This is a genomic window from Shewanella sp. SR43-8 (genome assembly GCF_014163775.1).
Lineage (GTDB): Bacteria > Pseudomonadota > Gammaproteobacteria > Enterobacterales > Shewanellaceae > Shewanella > Shewanella vesiculosa.
Window position 1 is genome coordinate 41,025 of the sequence record NZ_JACJDX010000012.1, and the last position, 19,622, is coordinate 60,646.

Annotated in this window: 18 protein-coding genes; 11 read left to right on the forward strand and 7 right to left on the reverse strand. The window is 41.9% G+C overall.

Annotated elements, in window-relative coordinates:
• Positions 1-18: 18 nt before the first annotated feature.
• On the reverse strand, positions 19-741 hold the full coding sequence (gene trmJ / locus H5114_RS15940) for a tRNA (cytosine(32)/uridine(32)-2'-O)-methyltransferase TrmJ (RefSeq protein ID WP_182699009.1): 723 nt from the start codon (positions 739-741) through the stop codon (positions 19-21).
• Positions 742-891: 150 nt separating this feature from the next.
• Here trmJ and suhB point away from each other — a divergent pair, with 150 nt between their 5' ends.
• The 9 genes from suhB to H5114_RS15985 all read left to right on the forward strand — a co-directional run bounded on the left by suhB (position 892) and on the right by H5114_RS15985 (position 8,965).
• Entirely contained in the window at positions 892-1,695 is an 804-nt protein-coding gene (gene suhB / locus H5114_RS15945) for an inositol-1-monophosphatase (RefSeq protein ID WP_124016082.1), read from the forward strand.
• A gap of 418 nt (positions 1,696-2,113) precedes the next feature.
• Positions 2,114-2,518: a phosphate-starvation-inducible protein PsiE gene (locus H5114_RS15950; RefSeq protein WP_124016083.1), complete on the forward strand. Its 405-nt coding sequence runs from the start codon at positions 2,114-2,116 to the stop codon at positions 2,516-2,518.
• Positions 2,519-2,776: 258 nt separating this feature from the next.
• A complete protein-coding gene (locus tag H5114_RS15955) occupies positions 2,777-3,079 on the forward strand; it encodes a PilZ domain-containing protein (protein ID WP_124016084.1) in 303 nt (100 codons plus the stop codon).
• Between the two features lie 101 nt (positions 3,080-3,180).
• Positions 3,181-3,849 carry an AAA family ATPase gene (locus H5114_RS15960; RefSeq protein ID WP_124016085.1) on the forward strand — a complete coding sequence of 223 codons (669 nt, stop codon included), beginning with the start codon at positions 3,181-3,183 and terminating at the stop codon, positions 3,847-3,849.
• Entirely contained in the window at positions 3,836-4,180 is a 345-nt protein-coding gene (locus tag H5114_RS15965) for a replication protein RepA (protein WP_124016086.1), read from the forward strand. The genes H5114_RS15960 and H5114_RS15965 overlap by 14 nt, the downstream gene beginning before the upstream one ends.
• 258 nt (positions 4,181-4,438) lie before the next feature.
• The gene (locus tag H5114_RS15970) at positions 4,439-6,115 is read left to right on the forward strand and encodes a sensor histidine kinase (RefSeq protein WP_124016087.1); all 1,677 of its coding nucleotides are present in this window, start codon (positions 4,439-4,441) and stop codon (positions 6,113-6,115) included.
• Positions 6,112-6,822, forward strand: a complete 711-nt coding sequence (btsR, locus tag H5114_RS15975) for a two-component system response regulator BtsR (RefSeq protein ID WP_182723447.1) — start codon at positions 6,112-6,114, stop codon at positions 6,820-6,822. The genes H5114_RS15970 and btsR overlap by 4 nt, the downstream gene beginning before the upstream one ends.
• 171 nt (positions 6,823-6,993) lie before the next feature.
• Positions 6,994-8,454, forward strand: a complete 1,461-nt coding sequence (locus H5114_RS15980; protein WP_124016089.1) for a carbon starvation protein A — start codon at positions 6,994-6,996, stop codon at positions 8,452-8,454.
• Positions 8,455-8,563: 109 nt separating this feature from the next.
• Positions 8,564-8,965, forward strand: a complete 402-nt coding sequence (locus tag H5114_RS15985; protein ID WP_182723448.1) for a VF530 family DNA-binding protein — start codon at positions 8,564-8,566, stop codon at positions 8,963-8,965.
• Between the two features lie 28 nt (positions 8,966-8,993).
• On the opposite strand, the gene H5114_RS15990 is transcribed toward H5114_RS15985, so the two are convergent.
• From H5114_RS15990 to H5114_RS16000, 3 genes are read right to left on the reverse strand one after another with little or no spacing between them, the layout of a single operon-like run.
• The gene (locus tag H5114_RS15990; protein ID WP_182723449.1) at positions 8,994-9,926 is read right to left on the reverse strand and encodes a hypothetical protein; all 933 of its coding nucleotides are present in this window, start codon (positions 9,924-9,926) and stop codon (positions 8,994-8,996) included.
• 21 nt (positions 9,927-9,947) lie between these two features.
• Positions 9,948-10,556, reverse strand: a complete 609-nt coding sequence (ribA, locus tag H5114_RS15995) for a GTP cyclohydrolase II (RefSeq protein ID WP_124016092.1) — start codon at positions 10,554-10,556, stop codon at positions 9,948-9,950.
• Positions 10,557-10,593: 37 nt separating this feature from the next.
• Positions 10,594-10,950, reverse strand: a complete 357-nt coding sequence (locus H5114_RS16000; protein ID WP_124016093.1) for a YibL family ribosome-associated protein — start codon at positions 10,948-10,950, stop codon at positions 10,594-10,596.
• Between the two features lie 444 nt (positions 10,951-11,394).
• On the opposite strand from H5114_RS16000, the gene H5114_RS16005 reads away from it, so the two are divergent.
• Positions 11,395-13,872, forward strand: coding sequence for a TonB-dependent siderophore receptor (locus H5114_RS16005; RefSeq protein WP_182723450.1), 2,478 nt, complete (start codon positions 11,395-11,397; stop codon positions 13,870-13,872).
• 194 nt (positions 13,873-14,066) lie between these two features.
• Positions 14,067-15,320 (forward strand): NADH:flavin oxidoreductase/NADH oxidase family protein, encoded by a 1,254-nt coding sequence (locus H5114_RS16010; RefSeq protein ID WP_182723451.1) that lies wholly within the window; start codon positions 14,067-14,069, stop codon positions 15,318-15,320.
• Positions 15,321-15,399: 79 nt separating this feature from the next.
• On the opposite strand, the gene nrdG is transcribed toward H5114_RS16010, so the two are convergent.
• The 3 genes from nrdG to rssA all read right to left on the reverse strand — a co-directional run bounded on the left by nrdG (position 15,400) and on the right by rssA (position 19,533).
• Entirely contained in the window at positions 15,400-15,867 is a 468-nt protein-coding gene (gene nrdG, locus H5114_RS16015) for an anaerobic ribonucleoside-triphosphate reductase-activating protein (RefSeq protein ID WP_182723452.1), read from the reverse strand.
• Positions 15,867-17,984, reverse strand: a complete 2,118-nt coding sequence (gene nrdD / locus H5114_RS16020) for an anaerobic ribonucleoside-triphosphate reductase (RefSeq protein ID WP_182723453.1) — start codon at positions 17,982-17,984, stop codon at positions 15,867-15,869. Before nrdD ends, nrdG begins: the two co-directional genes overlap by 1 nt.
• Positions 17,985-18,594: 610 nt before the next feature.
• On the reverse strand, positions 18,595-19,533 hold the full coding sequence (rssA, locus tag H5114_RS16025) for a patatin-like phospholipase RssA (protein WP_124016098.1): 939 nt from the start codon (positions 19,531-19,533) through the stop codon (positions 18,595-18,597).
• Between the last annotated feature and the right edge of the window lie 89 nt (positions 19,534-19,622).

Consider the following 19,622-nt stretch of genomic DNA (forward strand, 5'->3'; position numbering starts at 1 on the left):
GGTGTGTTCCTTTACTGCTTAATCTTGTTTATCCATTTTCTTATCAATGGAAGTCAAAATGCCACGAAGAATATTCATCTCAGGTGCTTCAATACGGGCACGAGTGTATAAACGACGCAATTTAGTCATGACTTGCCCAGGATGATTTTTAATCACAAAACCAGTTTTAGACAAGGTCGACTCTAAATGAACAAAAAAGCGTTCAAGTTCAGATGTTAATGGGTATTCTTCTGTGACAACTGGCGTTGCTGTTTGCGCTAAATGCGCGACGCGAGTTTCATAACAAATAATTTGTACTGCTTGAGCCAAGTTTAGCGAGCTGTATTCTGGGTTTGCCGGAATCGCCACATGATAAGTACATTGCTGTAATTCTTCATTACTCAGGCCATGATTTTCACGACCAAAGACAATAGCAACCGGACCATTTAGGCTTTCTTGAGTTAACTTTAAACCCGCTTCTCGAGGGTCAAGCATGGGCCAATCAAGGGTACGACTGCGAGCACTCGTTGCTATCACTAAACTACAATCGGCAATGGCCTCTTCTAATGAATCAACACGAGTTAGATTTTTTAGAATATCAGATGCACCTGCAGCAAGTGCTATCGATTGCCCATCAGGCTCAGCTCTTGGCTCGGCGAGATATAAATTTGATAAGCCCATGGTTTTCATCGCTCTAGCTGTAGAGCCAATATTACCAGGGTGTGAGGTACCAACTAAAACAACACGAATATTACTGAGCATGTAGCACTTTCTTTTAGCAAAAAATATTGCCCGTATATTAACACAATCGTTAAAAATTACGTTATATGAAAATCTGCATTTGATATAACGGCTAAATTAAGTATAATGCGGGCGCTATTTTACTCGTTCTTTAACATCCAGGGGATTGCAATGCATCCGATGCTGACTATTGCCACACGCGCTGCACGCGCTGCTGGCCAAACTATTATGCGCGCCTATACTGAACTTGACCGTGTTGAGGTAAGCAGTAAAGGTATTAATGATTTTGTGACTAGTGTAGACAAGGAAGCAGAAGCAACTATTACTTATCAAATTCGTAAATCTTATCCAGACCACACCATTATTGGTGAAGAAAACGGTGAAAACCGTGGTACTGATAAAGACTACATTTGGATAGTTGATCCTTTGGATGGCACTAACAACTTCGTTCGTGGTATTCCTCATTTTGCGGTGTCTATCGCTCTTCAGTACAAAGGCAAAATTGAAGTTGCCGTTGTTTACGATCCTGTTCGTGAAGAATTATTTTCAGCTGTTCGCGGCAAAGGCGCTAAGGTTAACGACTTCCGCATGCGCGTAACTAACGTCAATGATTTAAGCAACACTATGATTGGCACAGGTTTTCCATTTAAAGCTCGTCAACACACAGAAAGCTACATGGCCATTTTAGGCGAAGTATTTTCATTGTGTGCCGATGTTCGTCGTGGCGGTTCAGCGGCATTAGATTTAGCTTACGTTGCAGCAGGCCGTTTAGATGGTTTCTTCGAAATAGGTTTAAAACCATGGGATATCGCAGCAGGCGACTTAATTTGTCGTGAAGCCGGCGGTACAGTGACCGACTTTACGGGTGCACATAACTATATGACTTCAGGTAACATTGTGGCAGGTAGCCCAAAAGTAACCACTCAGATAGTCAAAATTATGCGTCCTCTACTGAATGAAGGTTTAAAGCGTTAATCGCTAACTAACCTTTATTGATAAAAAAACCGCTCAAGCCTCGCTTGAGCGGTTTTTTTATGTTTATAAAATGACATGACTGTTAGCCACAATGGTACATAATCCGCTATTAAAAGCTCATTTTTCGATGACTTAGATATTCTCGCCATCAATAGCAAACCCATAACCAGTGCACTAAACCAAACGATTACTCAATAGGCCGGTATACAGTAAAGAAGCTTTGCCGGTGAGCTAATCGCCATCACTAACAATGCGCGTTTAACCCATGTAATAACAATGCAAACGATGCCGTGTTGTTCATTCAATTAAACATCGATTGAACAAGTCACAGCTTATCTCACAAAATCGATCGAGATCACTGGGAAAATACCCTGAAGTCGTCAATAATAGTATTTTGATTTTATTGATGAAGATGAGTATGCCGTTACTGCGAAAAGTAGGATTAAAAACCTTAAAAAATATCGAACATCTAGTGTTATTAATTATCGCTATGGCGACAGTATTTGCTATTGGCGAAGAAATTCTTCACATGATCGTCATTCAGACTGTCGAATTAGCCGATTTACTCTTACTATTTATCTATCTTGAAGTATTGGCTATGGTCGTTAATTATATTGAATCAGGTAAGTTACCTATTCGTATGCCGCTCTATATCGCGATTGTGGCATTGGCGCGATACTTAATTTTAGACATGAAAGCAATGGAAGATTGGCGTATTTTAGCCATTTCACTGTCGACTATTTTACTGGCAGGCACAGTAATTGTGATCCGTTGGGGTCAATTAAAAATGCCTTACCCTAAAAACCAAGACTACGATACTTAATCAACTTGGTGGTTCAGGTAGCCAATGCCAAGTCTTTTTATCGGCATTGGTTGCTAAATTTAGTTTTGCTTAACAAAGTCGTTATGCTAAAAATGAATACAATTAACTGAGTTAATGCTAAAGATAAAACCCTAAACGAACATCTTAGAAAAGAATGCTATAACTTTACCAATTAATTGAAATAAGTCGTGTAAATAAAATCAACATCAAATTGCAGAAAAACATACATAAAGACTCATCATTTCAAGGAGAAACAGAATGGGGCAAGAGCCAACCGGATTCGAAGAAAAACGCAGTTCTTTACGTGTAGATATGGAAGCAGAGCGGATCCGCCTAGATTGGATCAATTCACAAGGTGAATCATGCACAGATCATGCTATTTGTATTGATCTGGCCCGAAAAGGGGTGTTAATCGACTTTAAGGCTGCTTTTAAAGTTGGGGATTTGATCGCCTTAACATTTAATGAAAAGACTGATAAACAAAATACCATTAAAGGCCAAGTTTGCCGTAGTTCCGAATGTTCAGTAAATAGTTACCATATTGCTTTACAGCTAATTTAGTTGATTATTTTTATGCAGCTCTCAATGGCTACTCTATAATCAAGTTACATACCTAGCGAAACTTTCGGTGCAACAAGGCGCCTATCATCAAGGATCACAACATGATATTGCTCGTTGGCGGTGAAAAAGGTGGCAGTGGTAAAAGCTGTTTAGCACAGAACATTGCTGTATATATTAGCCAAAAGCACGATGCGAATGTGCTCATGGTTGACTGCGATCCGCAACGTACCACGTCAGACTGGATCCAAGCTCGTAATAATGACCCCAGCCTAAAAGCGATTAATTGCATCCAGCTTTATGGCAAAATCCGTAATGACTTACTGAGTTTAAATGAGCGATTTGACTACGTGATTGTCGATTGTGGTGGCCAAGATAATCTTGCAATGCGCGCCGCGATGTCGGTAGCCACCTATGTTGTTATCCCACTTCGTCCCAAACGTCGCGATCTTAAAACCTTACCTCACATGGAAGACATGCTCAGTACTTGTAAAATGGTTAATCCCAAGATGATTGCTGCCATTGTGATAACACAGTGCCCTGCTCTGCCATCTCAAGGTAAGCGTATTTTAGAAGCGAAAGAAGTGGTTGAGTCTTTTGGTTTACGCGCCCTTAATTCGGTCACATTTAGCCGTAATATCTATGATGATAGTGAAGAAAGCGGCTCTTCAGTGTTGGAAATCGAACCTAGCGGTAAAGCGGCTGATGAAATTCGTGCTATTGCTGATGAGCTTTTTGCCATACCACCAGAAAATAGTTATGAGTTTAACTGATCTTAAGCGCAAGAAACCCAAAGATACCCGAGTCAAGGTATCTGTAGATGACTTTATTGAGGATGCTAATAAATATGCATTAGGTCTTGACGCGTCCCATGGCCAAAGCAATATCGCCTCAAACACGCAAGAGTTCTTAAGAGGGCTAGATAAAAAAAGCACTAAAATTTATCGCCATGCCACATTTACATTAACTGAAAAAAGTATTTCGCAATTAGACGAAATAGCGAAAGTCAGTAAAGTGGCTAAATCAAAAATACTCAGAATACTCATTGATGAGTTTTATCAACAAAGCAGCACTGAGCAAACAAATTTACTCGCCAGAAAGTAATCATTAACATAAGAGTATTCACTTAACCTCAACGGGTTAATTATTAGGTTCACGGCTCTGTTGTCAGGTTAGGCAGGTGATATTTGGCGACATAAGTCAGGATATAATATTGAACACTTATGTTCATCACCCTAATGGTAAATTAATATTAAGATGTCAGTCATGAATAACTAATTACTGATGGCTTCTAAGCAAAATAACAAGCCACGTGTTAACAATCCAATTTAACTGCATTTAATTACATCCTAAAGAGATAATATGGCGTTAATAGTACTACTAACACAGCAAATGTGTGTTTACTTAGTTATCGTTTACTTAGTCAGTAAAACGCCATTATTTAAATTCTTTGCCGAAACATCGAAACGATTACCTCACAAAATCTTCATCTACTTAGTGTTCTCAAGCTTTTGTATTATGGCAACTTACTTTGGAGAACAAACCTCAGGAGCGATAGCCAATACTCGTGCAATGGGCGCGGTATTAGGCGGATTATTGGGTGGTCCAATTACCGGGCTTCTGGTTGGCTTAACCGGCGGGTTACACCGTTATTCTATGGGTGGATTTACCGATGTTGCTTGTGCAATATCCACTACGTTAGAAGGTTTATCTGCAGGAATGATCAGCTATTACTTCAAAAAAGCCGGCAAGTCTGAAATGGCTTATCAGCCAATGGTGGTATTTGGAGTGACATTTATGGCTGAAATTATGCAGATGTCGATTATTGTATTAATCGCCAAACCCTTTGATCAAGCGTGGGAGTTAGTTAAGCTCATCGCTCCGCCAATGTTATTGATTAATTCCCTTGGTACTGCCATGTTTATGAGTATTGTTCGCGACCAAAAAGCGATGTTCGATAAACTCTCGTCCAGTTTTTCAACCAAAGCCCTCAAAATTGCCGAGCGCAGTGTCGGATTGCTGTCAAAGGGCTTTAATTTAGAGTCGAGCAAACAAGTTGCGCAAATCGTCATAGAAGAAACCCAAGTTGGTGCGGTAGCCATTACAGACAGGAATAAATTACTCGCCTTTATTGGTATTGGCGCTGACCACCATATTCCTAATACACCCATTTCATCTCAAATCACTCTCGAGGCCATTGCACAAAATAGTGTCATGTTTGCCGATGGCGTTGACACCCCTTATTCATGTTCTCTGTCCGCAAACTGCAGCTTAGGCTCAAGCTTAGTGATCCCGCTGCGCAGTAATGACGAAGTCATTGGCACGATTAAATTGTATGAGCCGAAAAACAAGCTGTTTTTAAACATTAATCGCACCTTAGGCGAAGGAATTGCCAGATTACTGTCTAACCAAATACTTTATGGGCGCTTTGAACAGCAAAAAAGTTTACTCATGCAAGCAGAGATAAAGTTGTTACAAGCCCAAGTGAATCCTCACTTCTTATTTAATGCTCTCAACACTATTAGTGCGATTATTAAGCGTGACCCGCAAATGTCTAAACAGTTATTGCAGCAATTATCGCAATTTTTACGCATTAACCTAACCCGAACAACAGGGCTAGTCACCATGGCTGATGAACTTGAACATATAGACGCTTATTTGTCGATTGAGCGTGCTCGCTTTATTGATAAGTTACAAGTGAGCATTGATATACCGAGTATTTATCATCACTTAAAAATGCCTGCATTTACCTTACAACCTTTAATTGAAAATGCAGTGAAACATGGTACATCACGTATGCTTGAAGCCGGTGTTATTAATGTACAGGCGACAATTGATGGTGATGATCTTATGCTTAATGTCACGGATAACGCCGGTTTGTATCAACCATCGAACAACACCGACGGCTTAGGAATGAACTTAGTCCATAAGCGAATTCAAAATTTATTTGGCAGCCAATACGGTATTGAAGTTGAGTGTAAAGCAGATGAATTCACCCGTGTCAGTGTGCGTGTACCGTTAAAGGAAATTGACCAATGATCTCATGTCTAATCATTGATGATGAACTGTTTGCCCGCCAAGAAGTGGCCGATTTACTCGACAAACATCCTGATATAAGAGTGTTGGGGCAATGCAGTAATGCCATTGAAGCTCTACAGCAAATTAACCTTGTAAAACCTGATCTTATTTTTGTTGATATTCAAATGCCGCGGATCAATGGTATGGAGCTGCTTGCGATGCTAAATCCAGAGCAAATGCCACGAGCAGTATTTATTACAGCATTTGATGAATATGCGATAAAAGCATTCGATAACAATGCCTTCGATTACTTACTAAAACCCATCGATGAGAAACGCTTCAACCAAACCTTAGATAAAGTTAGAGCCAATATCGCGCCGCAACGGATGTCTCAGATATTACCGACGCAATTAGCTCATTTACCCTGCTACAGTGGTAATAAGCTCAAAGTTGTCGCAACCGCTGACGTTGAATTTATTGTTAGTGATGTTGGCGGTATTCATGTGTGTTCAAATAAAGGTTTAAGCCATACCCAATTAACCCTAAAAGTCTTAGAGCAAAAAACCGCACTTTTTCGTTGTCATAAACAATACCTACTGGCACCGAGTGCAATTTCTGAAATTGAAATCACCGACAGCGGCGCAGAAGTCACTACCCATAGCGGCGCTAAAGTTCCTGTTTCACGCAGATATCTCAAAGAGTTGAAACTGTTGCTTGGATTTCAATAGTATTTAGTTCAAAAGACATGTGATACAGGCCACATTTACTCTGCTGGTCAAACCGCTCACAGTGAATATTTACCGCTTACGCAAGACATTCAACCTGTCACAGAGTTCGCCCCCAATTGACCACCTTGATGCTTTAAAGTGGCCACACGATATAAATGGGGAGATATAAAAATGACTTGGTTTCTACTCTGTGTTGCTTTACTCATCGGCGGTTACTTTATTTACGGGACCTTTGTCGAAAAAGTATTCGGCATTAACACTCAAAGACAAACACCCGCTTTTACACAAACAGACGGCGTCGATTTCGTGCCAATGTCTAAAGGCAAAGTCTACTTAATTCAATTATTAAACATCGCTGGAGTCGGCCCAATTTTTGGTCCTATTCTCGGCGCACTATACGGTCCAGCGGCTATGTTGTGGATTGTATTTGGTTGTATTTTTGCTGGTGCCGTTCACGATTATTTTTCGGGGATGTTATCGGTACGTAATAACGGTCAATCGGTTCCTAACCTAGCGGGTAAATATTTAGGCAAAAGCGCCAAACACTTTATGAACTTTTTTGCCATTATCTTATTGTTGTTAGTTGGAGTGGTGTTTATCTCCGCTCCTGCGGGCTTGTTGAGTAAACTAACTGGTTTAGATGTGACCATTTTTGTTGGTATTATTTTTGTCTATTACTTAGTTGCCACTATCGTTCCTATCGATAAAATCATTGGTCGCTTATACCCATTCTTCGGTGCATTACTGGTATTTATGTCACTGGGTCTAATCATAGCCCTAGCAGTGTCAAGTGAACATACCATGTTGCCAGGCTTTGTAATGGGCGACTTTTTTAGCAACCTAAACCCTAATGACATGCCACTATGGCCTGCATTATTCATCACCATTGCTTGTGGAGCCGTATCGGGTTTCCATGCAACACAATCTCCATTAATGGCGCGCTGTGTTGAAAATGAGTCAAATGGTCGCTTTGTGTTCTTTGGTGCCATGATTGGTGAAGGTGTGATTGCGCTAATTTGGTGTGCTATTGCATTATCATTCTTTGGTGGTGTGGAAGGATTAAATGCTGGCATGGGTGGCAACCCCGCTAACGTGGTATACGAAGCATCTAATGGACTACTAGGCACATTTGGTGGTTTCTTGGCTATCTTGGGTGTGATTGTATTACCTATCACCTCAGGTGATACCGCATTTCGTTCAGCACGTCTAATCTTGGCTGAGTTCTTTAACATTAAACAAGTCGAGCTACCTAAGCGCTTACTGCTAGCATTACCATTATTTGCTGTTGGTGCAATGCTCACTCAAGTCGATTTTGGCATTATCTGGCGCTACTTTGGTGTTGCAAACCAAACCACTGCGGTATTGATGCTATGGACTGCAGCGGCTTACTTACTGCGCCATAATAAGTTTCATTGGATTTGTACTGTACCAGCGATGTTCATGACCTGTGTTGTCATTAGCTTTATGTTGAACTCATCAACATTAGGTGCGGGTTTACCGATGACAGTATCAACCATTGCAGGTTTAGTCACTACCGCAATTATTGCCGCAATGATTATTATTAATACTAAAGGTAAAGGCGATATAGATTCAGATGATGAAGAAAAAGTCGTATTCGTCAAAGAGCAATAATCGCTCATATTAAATAAAAACGGCAGCCTAGGCTGCCGTTTTTGTGTAGATATCTCTTTGGTTGCAATATAGGTATAATATCACCAAACTCAATTAGCTCGCACGGTCCATGACACAAGCAAACAACCCGCTTCACGGCATAAAACTAGAAACGATAGTGACTTCACTGGTTGAAAAATACGGCTGGGAAGAGCTCGCATCGAGGATAAACATTCAGTGTTTCAAAGATAACCCGAGTGTAAAATCAACCTTGAAGTTTTTACGTAAAACGCCTTGGGCCCGCGACAAAGTTGAATACTTGTACCTTAAAGCTAACAAGCTGCCATTGCCGCCACCTAAAGAAGATAGTCGCGGAGCATTTACGACTAAACCTCGGCCATCAAAGGCAAAAGTAGCCTCAACGAAACCTGCAACCCACAAAGCGGCTACAGCAAAACCAAGCTCAAGCACAGCTGCAGAAAAGTCGACAACACCTATCAATGCGGATATTTGGGGAACAAACTCAAATTAATGTATTAAGAGGTAACCATTGCAGGGGCTTATAACGGAAACTCAAAAATCAATCGCCACACTTTAAGCCCACCACCTACTTGATAACTTAATCCAAAATGCTCTATTTCAACACTGTCTAAACCTATTGCACTCAAGGTAATAGGTTTAGAAAAAGCCAACGTAGTACCGATTTCATAAGTATATGAGGTTAATACATTATCCCCAACCGGCGAGACAAATTTTAGCTTATCGAAATACCAATGTCCGGCAATAAAAAATCTCGGTTCAACCCGAGTATCCCGCCACTGCCAATCATAATTAACCCCAAAATCAATACCGCTTTTAAACACGGAATAGCCTTCTGTACTGTCATTTTGATTACTTTGATAACCCGCATAATAAATCCGATTGACCCATACTGGAGTAAATAAAGGCGCATCGAGCTTATAGAGTGCAGAAATGCCAGTTGAAAAAATGCCTACATGGCTGGAAGTTGAAAAATTATGTCCATAACCTAAATCAACATAACTCTCTAAGGTTAACTTATCATCCACTCGCCAGTGATATTCAAGCCCAGGGGTTAACGTTATCGTACCAACACTTTTAGGAATGCTGCCTTGAGGTAAATCGTTAAATGAATAATCAAAAAAACCCAGCGATGCGGTAAAGCGAAGTTTAAGTAAATAATCGTCGTTTGAGTCAAGCACAAACCCCAAAGGAATATTGGCCACAGCAGCACTTTGGCCTGAGGTACGATAAATACCACTGCCTAAATAATTGGCAAACGCATAATGTGAAGCATCAGGTTCTGTGATTAATTGAGGGGGTGTTGGTGAAGGTAATTCAGATCCATAGCTACCCCTACTGCAAAAAAACAGAAGCGCTACCAAGATTAAGCGAATAAATAGCGCTGCAAAGCGCGCAGAAGCAAATGATGATGACCCAATAAGCTGTGTGTTCTGCCCTTGTCTCATCATCATTTAAACTATTTCTGTGCCAAACTATTCATCGTGGAAATGATATTCCGACATCATATGACCTAGCTCAGTGGACTTGGTCTTTAAATATGATTCGTTGTAGCGATTTTTACCGACTTGCAACGGAATACGTTCCACTACTTCAATGCCCACATTTTGCATTGCCATCACTTTACGCGGATTATTGGTCATCAACTTCACTTTGGTCACCCCAATTTGGGTTAACATCGGCAAAATCATGTCGTATTTACGCATGTCGGCTTCAAAACCCAAACGCAAATTGGCTTCTACGGTATTAGCACCCGCATCTTGGAGCTCATAAGCACGAATTTTATTGAGTAAGCCAATCCCACGCCCTTCTTGACGTAAGTACAACAAAAAGCCTTGGCCTTTTTCAGCGATACTTTGCATGGCGGCTTGTAATTGAAAACCACAATCACAACGTAAACTAAATAATGCATCACCGGTTAAACATTCAGAATGAACACGACCTAGCATAGGTTGAGTGGGATCCAGTTGACCAAATGTCAACGCAACGTGTTCTTTACCAGTAGCAATTTCTTCGAAACCGTGCATGGCAAAAACACCCCAAGGTGTGGGTAACTTAGATGTTGCGATATATTTTATCGGCATGAATTAACCTTACGACAACTAACTGTAAAAGAAAATATTAGAACTTAGCAGGAGCAAAACCCGTGACTTCTTTTATGCCCATCTCACGGCCTAACGCCGTTAAAGGATGCACAACCACTAAGCCTTTAACCGATTTATTTAACTTACCCATATCAGCTTGTTCAGCTTTGGTTAAAGTGCGCTTAAAACCGAGCGCTTTTAGTGCTGTACCTTCTTGACTAAACTGACGCGTTTGTTGGCCTTTAATACTCGCGATTCGCTTAGTAACAGTGGCCACTTCTTTCTTAAACTGCAGGACAATCGTGGCGTCGCCACGTGCTTCAGCCGCAGCTAATTTGCGACGAAACTTGTCTAATTTATCATTCAATGTCTGCAGTTCTAGCTTTAAATTCATTTGATTACCTTAAGTGCTTTGGTGTGTTAGTGAATCGTTTACGTTTATACGTTTATCACAACACCGTTTCGGAGGCAGATTATATACCCAAAACCCCCTAAGATGCGAATAGGAAACGCTTCTTATAGACATGAACTGGTAAAGTTTTTCAACCTCGATACACAATTTGGCAAGTACTACCCTGCGAAAAACCAACGCTACTATTCCACTTTGTCCTGACCTTGTGAGCATAATTAATGATTTTTATGGTCTCGACTCACTAATTCCTCGCTGATTTAACAGTTTAAAAGCTCCTCACCGCTGTCTAATTACCACTCATCTTGTTTAATTGTTCAGCAACCACATCTAGCAAAGCCGCTTTCTACAGCATTTCCGTTAAGCCACTATTGCAATACTTATGATAATCATTATCATTCGCATAAATATTAATAGAGGTCCCATGTTATGTCGCCACTGCGTTTATCACTACTTGCTATAGCTTGCCAAAGTGTATTGTTTCCCGTTTATGTTCATGCCCAAACACCTATTCCATCGCCAGAGATTATTGCACCAGCATCAAGTGATTCGAGCAGTGCATCAGACTCAGAACACTATGAGCGAATGACGGTTTACGGCAGACAAAATCAAGTAGTAATGAACTCAGGATTAGCGACTAAATCTGATATGTCGCTTATGGAAACGCCTGCAGCGGTAGTGATCGTTGATGAGACACTCATCGACTCACAAGGCATCACCAATATGCAGGATTTAGTGCGTAACATAAGTGGTGTAACCCAAGCCGGTAATAATTATGGTATTGGCGATAACATAGTCGTACGAGGGTTAGGTGCAAACTACACTTACGATGGTATGTATGGCGGCGCAGGTTTAGGTAACACCTTTAATCCCACTCGTTCATTGACTAATGTGAGTTCTGTTGAAGTTCTCAAAGGTCCAGCAACAGGGCTTTATGGTATGGGCAGCGCGGGCGGTGTAATTAACCTTATTGAGAAAAAGCCTGAGTTTGTCAGCAAACAACTGTTTGAAGCCGAAGTAGGTCAATGGGATACCTACTCTCTTATGGCTGATTCTACTGGCGGTATAACTGACGACCTAGCCTACCGTTTAGTGGCCAAAACCGCCCATAGTACCGGTTATCGAGATCTAGGTACCGATCGCGATGAAATATATGGCTCGCTTAAATATGTGCTTAATGAAAATCAAAACATCATGCTATCAACGGCTTATATTAATGATGCCATTCCCGTCGACTCAATAGGCCATCCTATCCGCATCTATAGTGCCGCCTCTGTCGAGGGCAAAACCGCAGGTGAAGTGAACTGGCAGGATTTGATCAATGATCCAACCAATAATGGCTTACAGCTAACAGATCAACAACGTCAACAATTAGCGGATTCATTAAGTGCAAACGATGGCTTAACACCTTATCAATTTGGCCATAATGGTCTTATTTCACCGATGGCGAAAGACAACAAGGGTGAAGAGTTACGCTTTAAACTCAGCCATAATGTGTACTTAACCGATAATTTGTTTTTAAATCAGCAGTTGCAACACCGTGATTACGAAACCAGCTTTGCACGTCAAACTGGGGCTTATAATTACGTTTATTGGCGACGAAATGGCGTTATTAATGCAGATCCCCGTGCGCCTTTAGTTGAGGATGGCACCTTATACCCTTTTGCCGCCCGTCGTCAGGAATATCGCAAAGTCTCGGCAGAAGAAAAGTCGTGGCAGTATTTTGCTGATTTGCGCTATGACTTCGATATCGGCAATATCAGTAACGAATTACTGGTCAATGCTAACTTTGAAGACCGCGACATCCGCTTTAAACAATATTCGATTTACGATGCCGATTACACATTGAAAGATGCCAATGGCAATCAATCCTATCAAGGAAGCTTGCCGTACATTTATGACATCCGTAACCCTAATTGGGGCGAGGGAGAGTTTGAAGAGTACGATCCGTTATTAACCAGTAATTATAATAAATCAGTAACGGCATGGGGGTTAGGTATACAACATGTGGGCTATTTAGGCGGCGGATTTACCAGCCGTATTGGGTTTGCTTTTAACGAAATAAAACAAACTTACCAACACTTAGGCGTTGATGCTCGTTACAGCAGTAGCCTAGCGGATCCACAACCAGAAGCAGACACCACAGATAACGGTGTAACCTACAATTTAGGCCTAACCTATATGCCTACTGATGATATATCTGTATTCATTAATCACTCTAAAGGTCGCACGACTTATAGTGTATTAGGTGATGTAAAAGGTAATGAAGCTGATCGTGATGATTCACAATCAATCAGTAATGATTTGGGTATTCGGATTAAAGCATTTGATGACCAATTACTGGCATCATTAGTATTGTTTAAAACCTCACGAACCAATGTAGCCTACAGCAATCCAGATTACGACAGTAGCGCAGTCACGCCTAACATTGACCCATACTTTTATAATGGTAGCGAAGACACTAAAGGGGTTGAATTAGATCTTAATGCATATTTAAGCGAACAGTGGAAAGTCAACGTAAACGCAGTTTACCAAGATGCCAGAGACAACCAAAACCCCAATAGTAATGATTATGGACAACGCCAAAAAGGCATACCTTATGTTACTGCAGGCGCTTGGGTAACTTATGCCGCAGCATTGGGCTTACCTGCGCCACTGTCATTAAGTTTAGGCGCTAAATATGTCGATGAACGCAGCACGCAGTCTAGCTCATTTGGCATACCTGACGGTTATGTCCCCAGCTATAGCGTCATCGACTCGGCTATTAGCTATGATGTTGAACGTTATAAAATTCAACTGAACATTAATAACCTATTTAATCAAACGTATTTCGATAAGGCCATGTTCTTAGGGGGTCTTCCTGGCGAAGAGCGTAATGCGAAGTTAACCTTAACTTATCGTATTTAAAAACATATCAATCTGGATTTTGTTTGCTCGAAATCTAGATATCAATTTAGCGCTAAATTGAGTAACGAGATGATGAAAGCACTGCCTGTGGCAGTGCTTTTTTTATCGTTATCTAATGAGCATAATTGACTATTTAGGCTACATGTAGGATAAACGAAGCATTAATTCAATAGCTTATCTTAGGATGTTATTTGATGGCTAATACCATTTTTAGTCCATACACCTTGACCAATGGTGCGATCATTGCCAATCGCTTAGTCAAAGCGGCAATGGAAGAGAATCTTGCCAACGTTCAGCAACAACCAGATCAAGCATTGTTCAACTTATACGATGCTTGGGCCAAGGGCGGTGTTGGATTAATGATTACCGGTAATGTGATGATTGACCCTTTAGCCATGACAGGCCCTGGTGGTGTGGTACTCACATCCAGCAGCGCACTTGAGCCGTTTATCCAATGGGCCAAAATAGCCAAGCAAAATAACGCCAGGGTGTGGATGCAAATTAATCATCCTGGCCGTCAGGTATTTAAAGCGATGGGGGGCAAAAATATTGCACCTTCAGCTGTCGCGCTCGATTTAGGTAAACACTCATCGATGTTTTCTCAGCCTAAAGCAATGACAACCACTGACATTGATGATGTTATCCAACGCTTTGTCACGACCGCAAGCATGGCTCAACAAGCGGGTTTTGATGGTGTACAAGTTCATGCCGCACATGGTTATTTGTTAGCGCAGTTTTTATCACCGTTAACCAATCAGCGCGATGATGAATGGGGCGCAAGCATAGAGAATCGAGCCAGGTTATTAATTGAAGTGGTCAAGCAAATTAGGCATAAATGTGGTGCAGATTTTGATATTGCGGTAAAGCTTAACTCAGCCGATTTTCAACGTGGTGGTTTTGATGTCGACGATGCCGAAAAAGTGATTAATATGCTCGCACCGCATCAAGTTGAAATGGTCGAGTTATCCGGCGGCAGCTATGAAGCCCCCGCAATGCAAGGTCGCAGCGCCGATGAGCGCACCTTAGCTCGAGAAGCTTACTTTTTACATTTAACCGCACAGTTAGTTCTGCGTAGTCCAATTGCGTTGATGTTAACGGGAGGCATTTATCGCCTGCCTGTTGCGCAACAAGTCGTTGATGCCGGCTTTGCCTTATGCGGCATTGCCAGCGCCCTTGCCTTTTATCCTGACTTAGCCAATATATGGCGCAGAAAACCTGAGTTCACCCCTGCGATGCCCACAGTGAATTGGCAGAGCAAACCTTTAGCCGGGCTAGCGACTATGGCAGTCATTAAACGCCAGCTTCGCCGAATAAGCCAAGGCAAACACCCTCAAATTAATGACTCCCCCATATGGAGTTTATTGGTCGATCAATTTAACACCAGACAACGTACTAAACGTTATCGTTATGGTTTAGGTCTTTCTAATGATCAACATGTAAACGATTAGCCTCTTAAAAATTAACGTGCTAATAATGAACCAGCTAACCATTAAAGCGCTGGCATTAAACGACTAGTCTTAAAAAACGCTAGCGCTTAAAACGATAAATCTGCTGATTGCTACTTCCGCGCCATAATAACGCGGGATCGGCTTTATCTTGTTCAAACTTACCGTCAATAAGTACATCGACTAATGCCACCACAGCTTGCTGCTGTGGCGTGAGATCGGCCTGTTGGTAACCAGTCCATAACCAAATGTCTTTATCGGGACATTCGGTATTTACCCTAGTCACTAATTGCAATACGGCTTCCAGGTTAGCCGGATGCAGTGGGTCACCACCACTTAACGATAGGCCGCGCCGATAAATACGGCTGTCGGTTAAATCAGCAATAATCTGATCTTCTAACGCTTGGCTAAATACATGGCCAGCATCTACACGCCAAGTACTTTGGTTATAGCATCCCTTACAGGCATGTTCACAACCGCTAACAAATAAGCAGCAACGGGTACCTTCGCCGTTGATCACATCAACACTATGGTAAGCACTGTAATGCATTATAAATGCTTCACTCTGCGTTTAACTTCTTCTTGCTTACCAAAGTTAAACGGCCGCGCATCAGGACTGCCTAAATAACCACATACACGGCGAGTCACCGATACCCTACTAGGCTCATGGTTACCGCATTTAGGGCAGACAAAGCCCTTGCTGGTACAATTGAACTCACCAATGTAGCCGCAATCGTAACACTCATCTATCGGGGTGTTAGTGCCGTAATATGGCACCCTGCTGTAGCTGTAATCCCAGACATTTTCCAGTGCTTCAATGTTGTTTTGCATGTTAGGAAATTCGCCGTAGCAAATAAACCCACCATTAGCGATGGCTGGGTAAGGTTGTTCAAAATCAATTTTATCAAAAGGATTCACTTTCTTTTCAACATCTAAATGGAAACTATTAGTGTAATAGCCTTTGTCAGTCACCCCAGGTACTACACCGAACTGGGTGGTATCAAGTAGGCAAAAGCGACTACATAAATTTTCACTTGGGGTACTGTACAAACTAAAACCATAACCGGTTTCTTGCTTCCAAGATTCAGTGGCTTGTTTTAGATGATGAATAATGGCGACCGCTTTGTCACGTAGTTGCGCGTTATCAAACACATGTTCAGCATTGCCATATAAAGCATTAACCGTTTCGTGCAGGCCAATAAAGCCTAACGAAATTGACGCACGGCCATTTTTAAAAATGTCGCTAACATCATCATCGGCATTTAAGCGTACACCGCAAGCACCTTCCATGTATAAAATCGGCGCAACACGGGCTTTAACCCCGGTTAAGCGTGCAATCCGCGTGTCTAACGCTTTGCGAGCGACTAACAAACGTTCATCGAGTAATTGATAAAAACGCTGCTCATCTTTACCCGCTTCTAACGCAATACGCGGTAAGTTAAGGCTGACCACACCTAAATTATTGCGACCTTCGTGTACTTGTTGACCGTCTTGTTCATAAACCCCCAAAAAGGAGCGACAACCCATGGGGGTTTTAAATGAACCAGTGACTTTAACCACCTGATCATAATTTAAAATATCTGGATACATACGCATAGTTGAGCAAGTTAAGGCCATCTTTTTGATGTCGTAATTGACGTCAGTAGCTTGATGATTGACGCCATCTTTAATGGCAAACACCAATTTAGGAAAGACGGCCGTTTTGCGGTTTTTACCTAAACCAGCCATGCGCACAGTTAACATCGACCGCTGAATTAAGCGAGACTCCCACGACACACCTAAACCAAAGCCAAAGGTCACAAACGGCGTTTGGCCATTGGCGGTATGCAAGGTGTTGACTTCATATTCCAACGACTGGAATGCATCATGACACTCTTTTTCGGTTTGCGTCATTGCATAACCTTCGACATCGGCTACTTGCCATTTGCGAGCCACAGCAAGGTGTTTTTGATAACTAATTTGCACAAACTCAGCCAACACTTCATCAATACGGTTAATGGTTGTACCACCGTAAATATGGCTCGCCACTTGGGCAATAATTTGCGCAGTCACCGCCGTTGCTGTTGAGATGGATTTAGGCGGTTCAATTTCAGCATTACCCATTTTAAAACCATGAGTTAACATGCCAGCTAAATCAATTAGCATGCAGTTAAACATCGGGAAAAATGGTGCATAGTCGAGATCATGATAGTGAATTTCTCCTTTCTCATGAGCGCTAACCACATCTTTAGGTAACAAGTGAGTTTTAGCGTAATGCTTGGCAACAATCCCTGCGAGTAAGTCTCGTTGAGTTGGAATCACTTTGGCATCTTTATTGGCATTTTCGTTTAAAATGGCATTGTCTGATTGCTCAACCAAACCACGAATAGCGCAGTTTAATTTACTCTGAGTCTCACGATGAGTATCACGGTCGTGTCGATACTCAATATAGTGACGTGCCACCGACTTAAACGGTCCTGACATTAATAAGTTTTCAACTGCATCTTGTAGCTCGTGAATATCAACTTCGGTTTTGCAAGCCATTTGCTGCTCAACCGTTTGCGCTAACTGCAGCGCATATTGATGGTCAGCTTGACCTGCAGACTCCATTGCAGCCACAACAGCCTCTTTGATCCGACATCCATCAAATGCTGTCCGGCATCCATCCCTTTTCACGACTACAAGCATACAACCATCCTTACAAGCACTATATATAGAGCTTTAATTTACAAAAGACACAATATAGAGTGTATTAGATACATTAACGCTGAGTATTACTTTGATCCAGATCATAATTGTCGGCAGTACTTTTTATTGCAAATAACTTGCTATTCGCAATAGATATTGTAGGTGTGGAAAATGATTTTTATGACGGGAGATCGCATGGTAGAAAAAATTGAAAACAGCATCGCGATGTAAGATTTTGGCAAACAAGTTATCTCATAGGTAACCGTGTAGTTGTGGTTTTTAGCCGTTCAAAATGATGATTATTTCGATGACCTGGCATCAAATACAGCGTTAATGACAGTATCAACCGTATAAGTGACTTATTCATTACGACAAGATGAATAATCAGGACGAAAAGGCGCGACATGAGATTGAATAAGTCAAACTAATACAGATTGCGCCGATAACGCATCCCAGAATAAATAAGCGCCCTCTCCTTGATGCTGAACATCCATGTGATACCAATATCTGTACCACGATTAACAGGCACTACCTGATTAATCACCCATTAAGCACTTAGACGCGAACGGGTATATTGCCATCAATACACCAGTCCGACATCGCCTAAATGTTACTTTAAGGTTGCTTCAATTAAATGATGAATATCTTTAACTGCCTGCTCACCCGCTTCAATGGCCTCTTTGGCGCGATGAAACTCCATGGTGCCAATATCAGCCACATCGGGCACAATACAAATATCAGGTGGCTCGCCCATTAAACGCGAACGTTTATGGCGTTGTTCTAAAATATCCATGGATTGTGACATCACCGCCAACATACCAGGATGAGATTTTGAGCTGCCCATGGCCAGCTTATCGGTTAAGCCACTCATGTACTCTTTGCCTTTCCCCCATAAATCCATAAAGCCGGTTTCAAGCTCACGCTTTTGTTCAATAGGTTCTGACTTACTGGCTTTGCGGCTTTTTACTTGTTCTGGGATCAAATGCATTTGGCCTCGGCGATGAGCATTTAAATCTACCGCAATAACCACATCAACGCCCATCGAACGGGCTAATGAAACAGGTACCGGATTGACGACTGCACCATCGACAACCCATCGATTACCTTGCTGCACGGGTGGTAAAAATCCAGGCATCGAACATGAAGCACGCACGGCATGGCGCAAGTCACCCTCTTTAAACCAAATCTCTTGCCCAGAATATAAATCTGTCGCCACCGCAGCAAACGGGCGCTGCAATTGTTCAATATTAAGGTCACCAATACGGTTAGCTAAAACATCAAACACTTTCTCACCACTAATAAGTCCGCCTTTACGCCAGCCTAAATCCATTAGACCAAGTACATCCCAGCTTGAAAAGCCACTGACCCAAGTTTCAAGCTCAGCCAAATGATCATTGGCATAAGCTGCGCCGACTAACGCCCCCACCGAACAACCAGCCACTTTGTCTGGGTAAATGTCTAACTTGGCTAACCCATTCAATACCCCAATATGTGCCCAACCTTTAGCGGCTCCACTGCCTAGCGCTAATCCCACGGTGAGCTTTGTCATCTTTGTTCCTTCCATACTCTGTATTCATCTTTACCATAAAGCTCGGCTTAGTCGACCAATGACCTCGTCGAACTCAGGCAATAATATAA

Coding starts and splice junctions, on each gene's coding strand:
- trmJ (WP_182699009.1), bottom strand. CDS start 741: ATGCTCAGTAATATTCGTGTTGTTTTAGTTGGTACCTCACACCCTGGT.
- suhB (WP_124016082.1), top strand. CDS start 892: ATGCATCCGATGCTGACTATTGCCACACGCGCTGCACGCGCTGCTGGC.
- H5114_RS15950 (WP_124016083.1), top strand. CDS start 2,114: ATGCCGTTACTGCGAAAAGTAGGATTAAAAACCTTAAAAAATATCGAA.
- H5114_RS15955 (WP_124016084.1), top strand. CDS start 2,777: ATGGGGCAAGAGCCAACCGGATTCGAAGAAAAACGCAGTTCTTTACGT.
- H5114_RS15960 (WP_124016085.1), top strand. CDS start 3,181: ATGATATTGCTCGTTGGCGGTGAAAAAGGTGGCAGTGGTAAAAGCTGT.
- H5114_RS15965 (WP_124016086.1), top strand. CDS start 3,836: ATGAGTTTAACTGATCTTAAGCGCAAGAAACCCAAAGATACCCGAGTC.
- H5114_RS15970 (WP_124016087.1), top strand. CDS start 4,439: ATGGCGTTAATAGTACTACTAACACAGCAAATGTGTGTTTACTTAGTT.
- btsR (WP_182723447.1), top strand. CDS start 6,112: ATGATCTCATGTCTAATCATTGATGATGAACTGTTTGCCCGCCAAGAA.
- H5114_RS15980 (WP_124016089.1), top strand. CDS start 6,994: ATGACTTGGTTTCTACTCTGTGTTGCTTTACTCATCGGCGGTTACTTT.
- H5114_RS15985 (WP_182723448.1), top strand. CDS start 8,564: ATGACACAAGCAAACAACCCGCTTCACGGCATAAAACTAGAAACGATA.
- H5114_RS15990 (WP_182723449.1), bottom strand. CDS start 9,926: ATGATGATGAGACAAGGGCAGAACACACAGCTTATTGGGTCATCATCA.
- ribA (WP_124016092.1), bottom strand. CDS start 10,556: ATGCCGATAAAATATATCGCAACATCTAAGTTACCCACACCTTGGGGT.
- H5114_RS16000 (WP_124016093.1), bottom strand. CDS start 10,950: ATGAATTTAAAGCTAGAACTGCAGACATTGAATGATAAATTAGACAAG.
- H5114_RS16005 (WP_182723450.1), top strand. CDS start 11,395: ATGTCGCCACTGCGTTTATCACTACTTGCTATAGCTTGCCAAAGTGTA.
- H5114_RS16010 (WP_182723451.1), top strand. CDS start 14,067: ATGGCTAATACCATTTTTAGTCCATACACCTTGACCAATGGTGCGATC.
- nrdG (WP_182723452.1), bottom strand. CDS start 15,867: ATGCATTACAGTGCTTACCATAGTGTTGATGTGATCAACGGCGAAGGT.
- nrdD (WP_182723453.1), bottom strand. CDS start 17,984: ATGCTTGTAGTCGTGAAAAGGGATGGATGCCGGACAGCATTTGATGGA.
- rssA (WP_124016098.1), bottom strand. CDS start 19,533: ATGACAAAGCTCACCGTGGGATTAGCGCTAGGCAGTGGAGCCGCTAAA.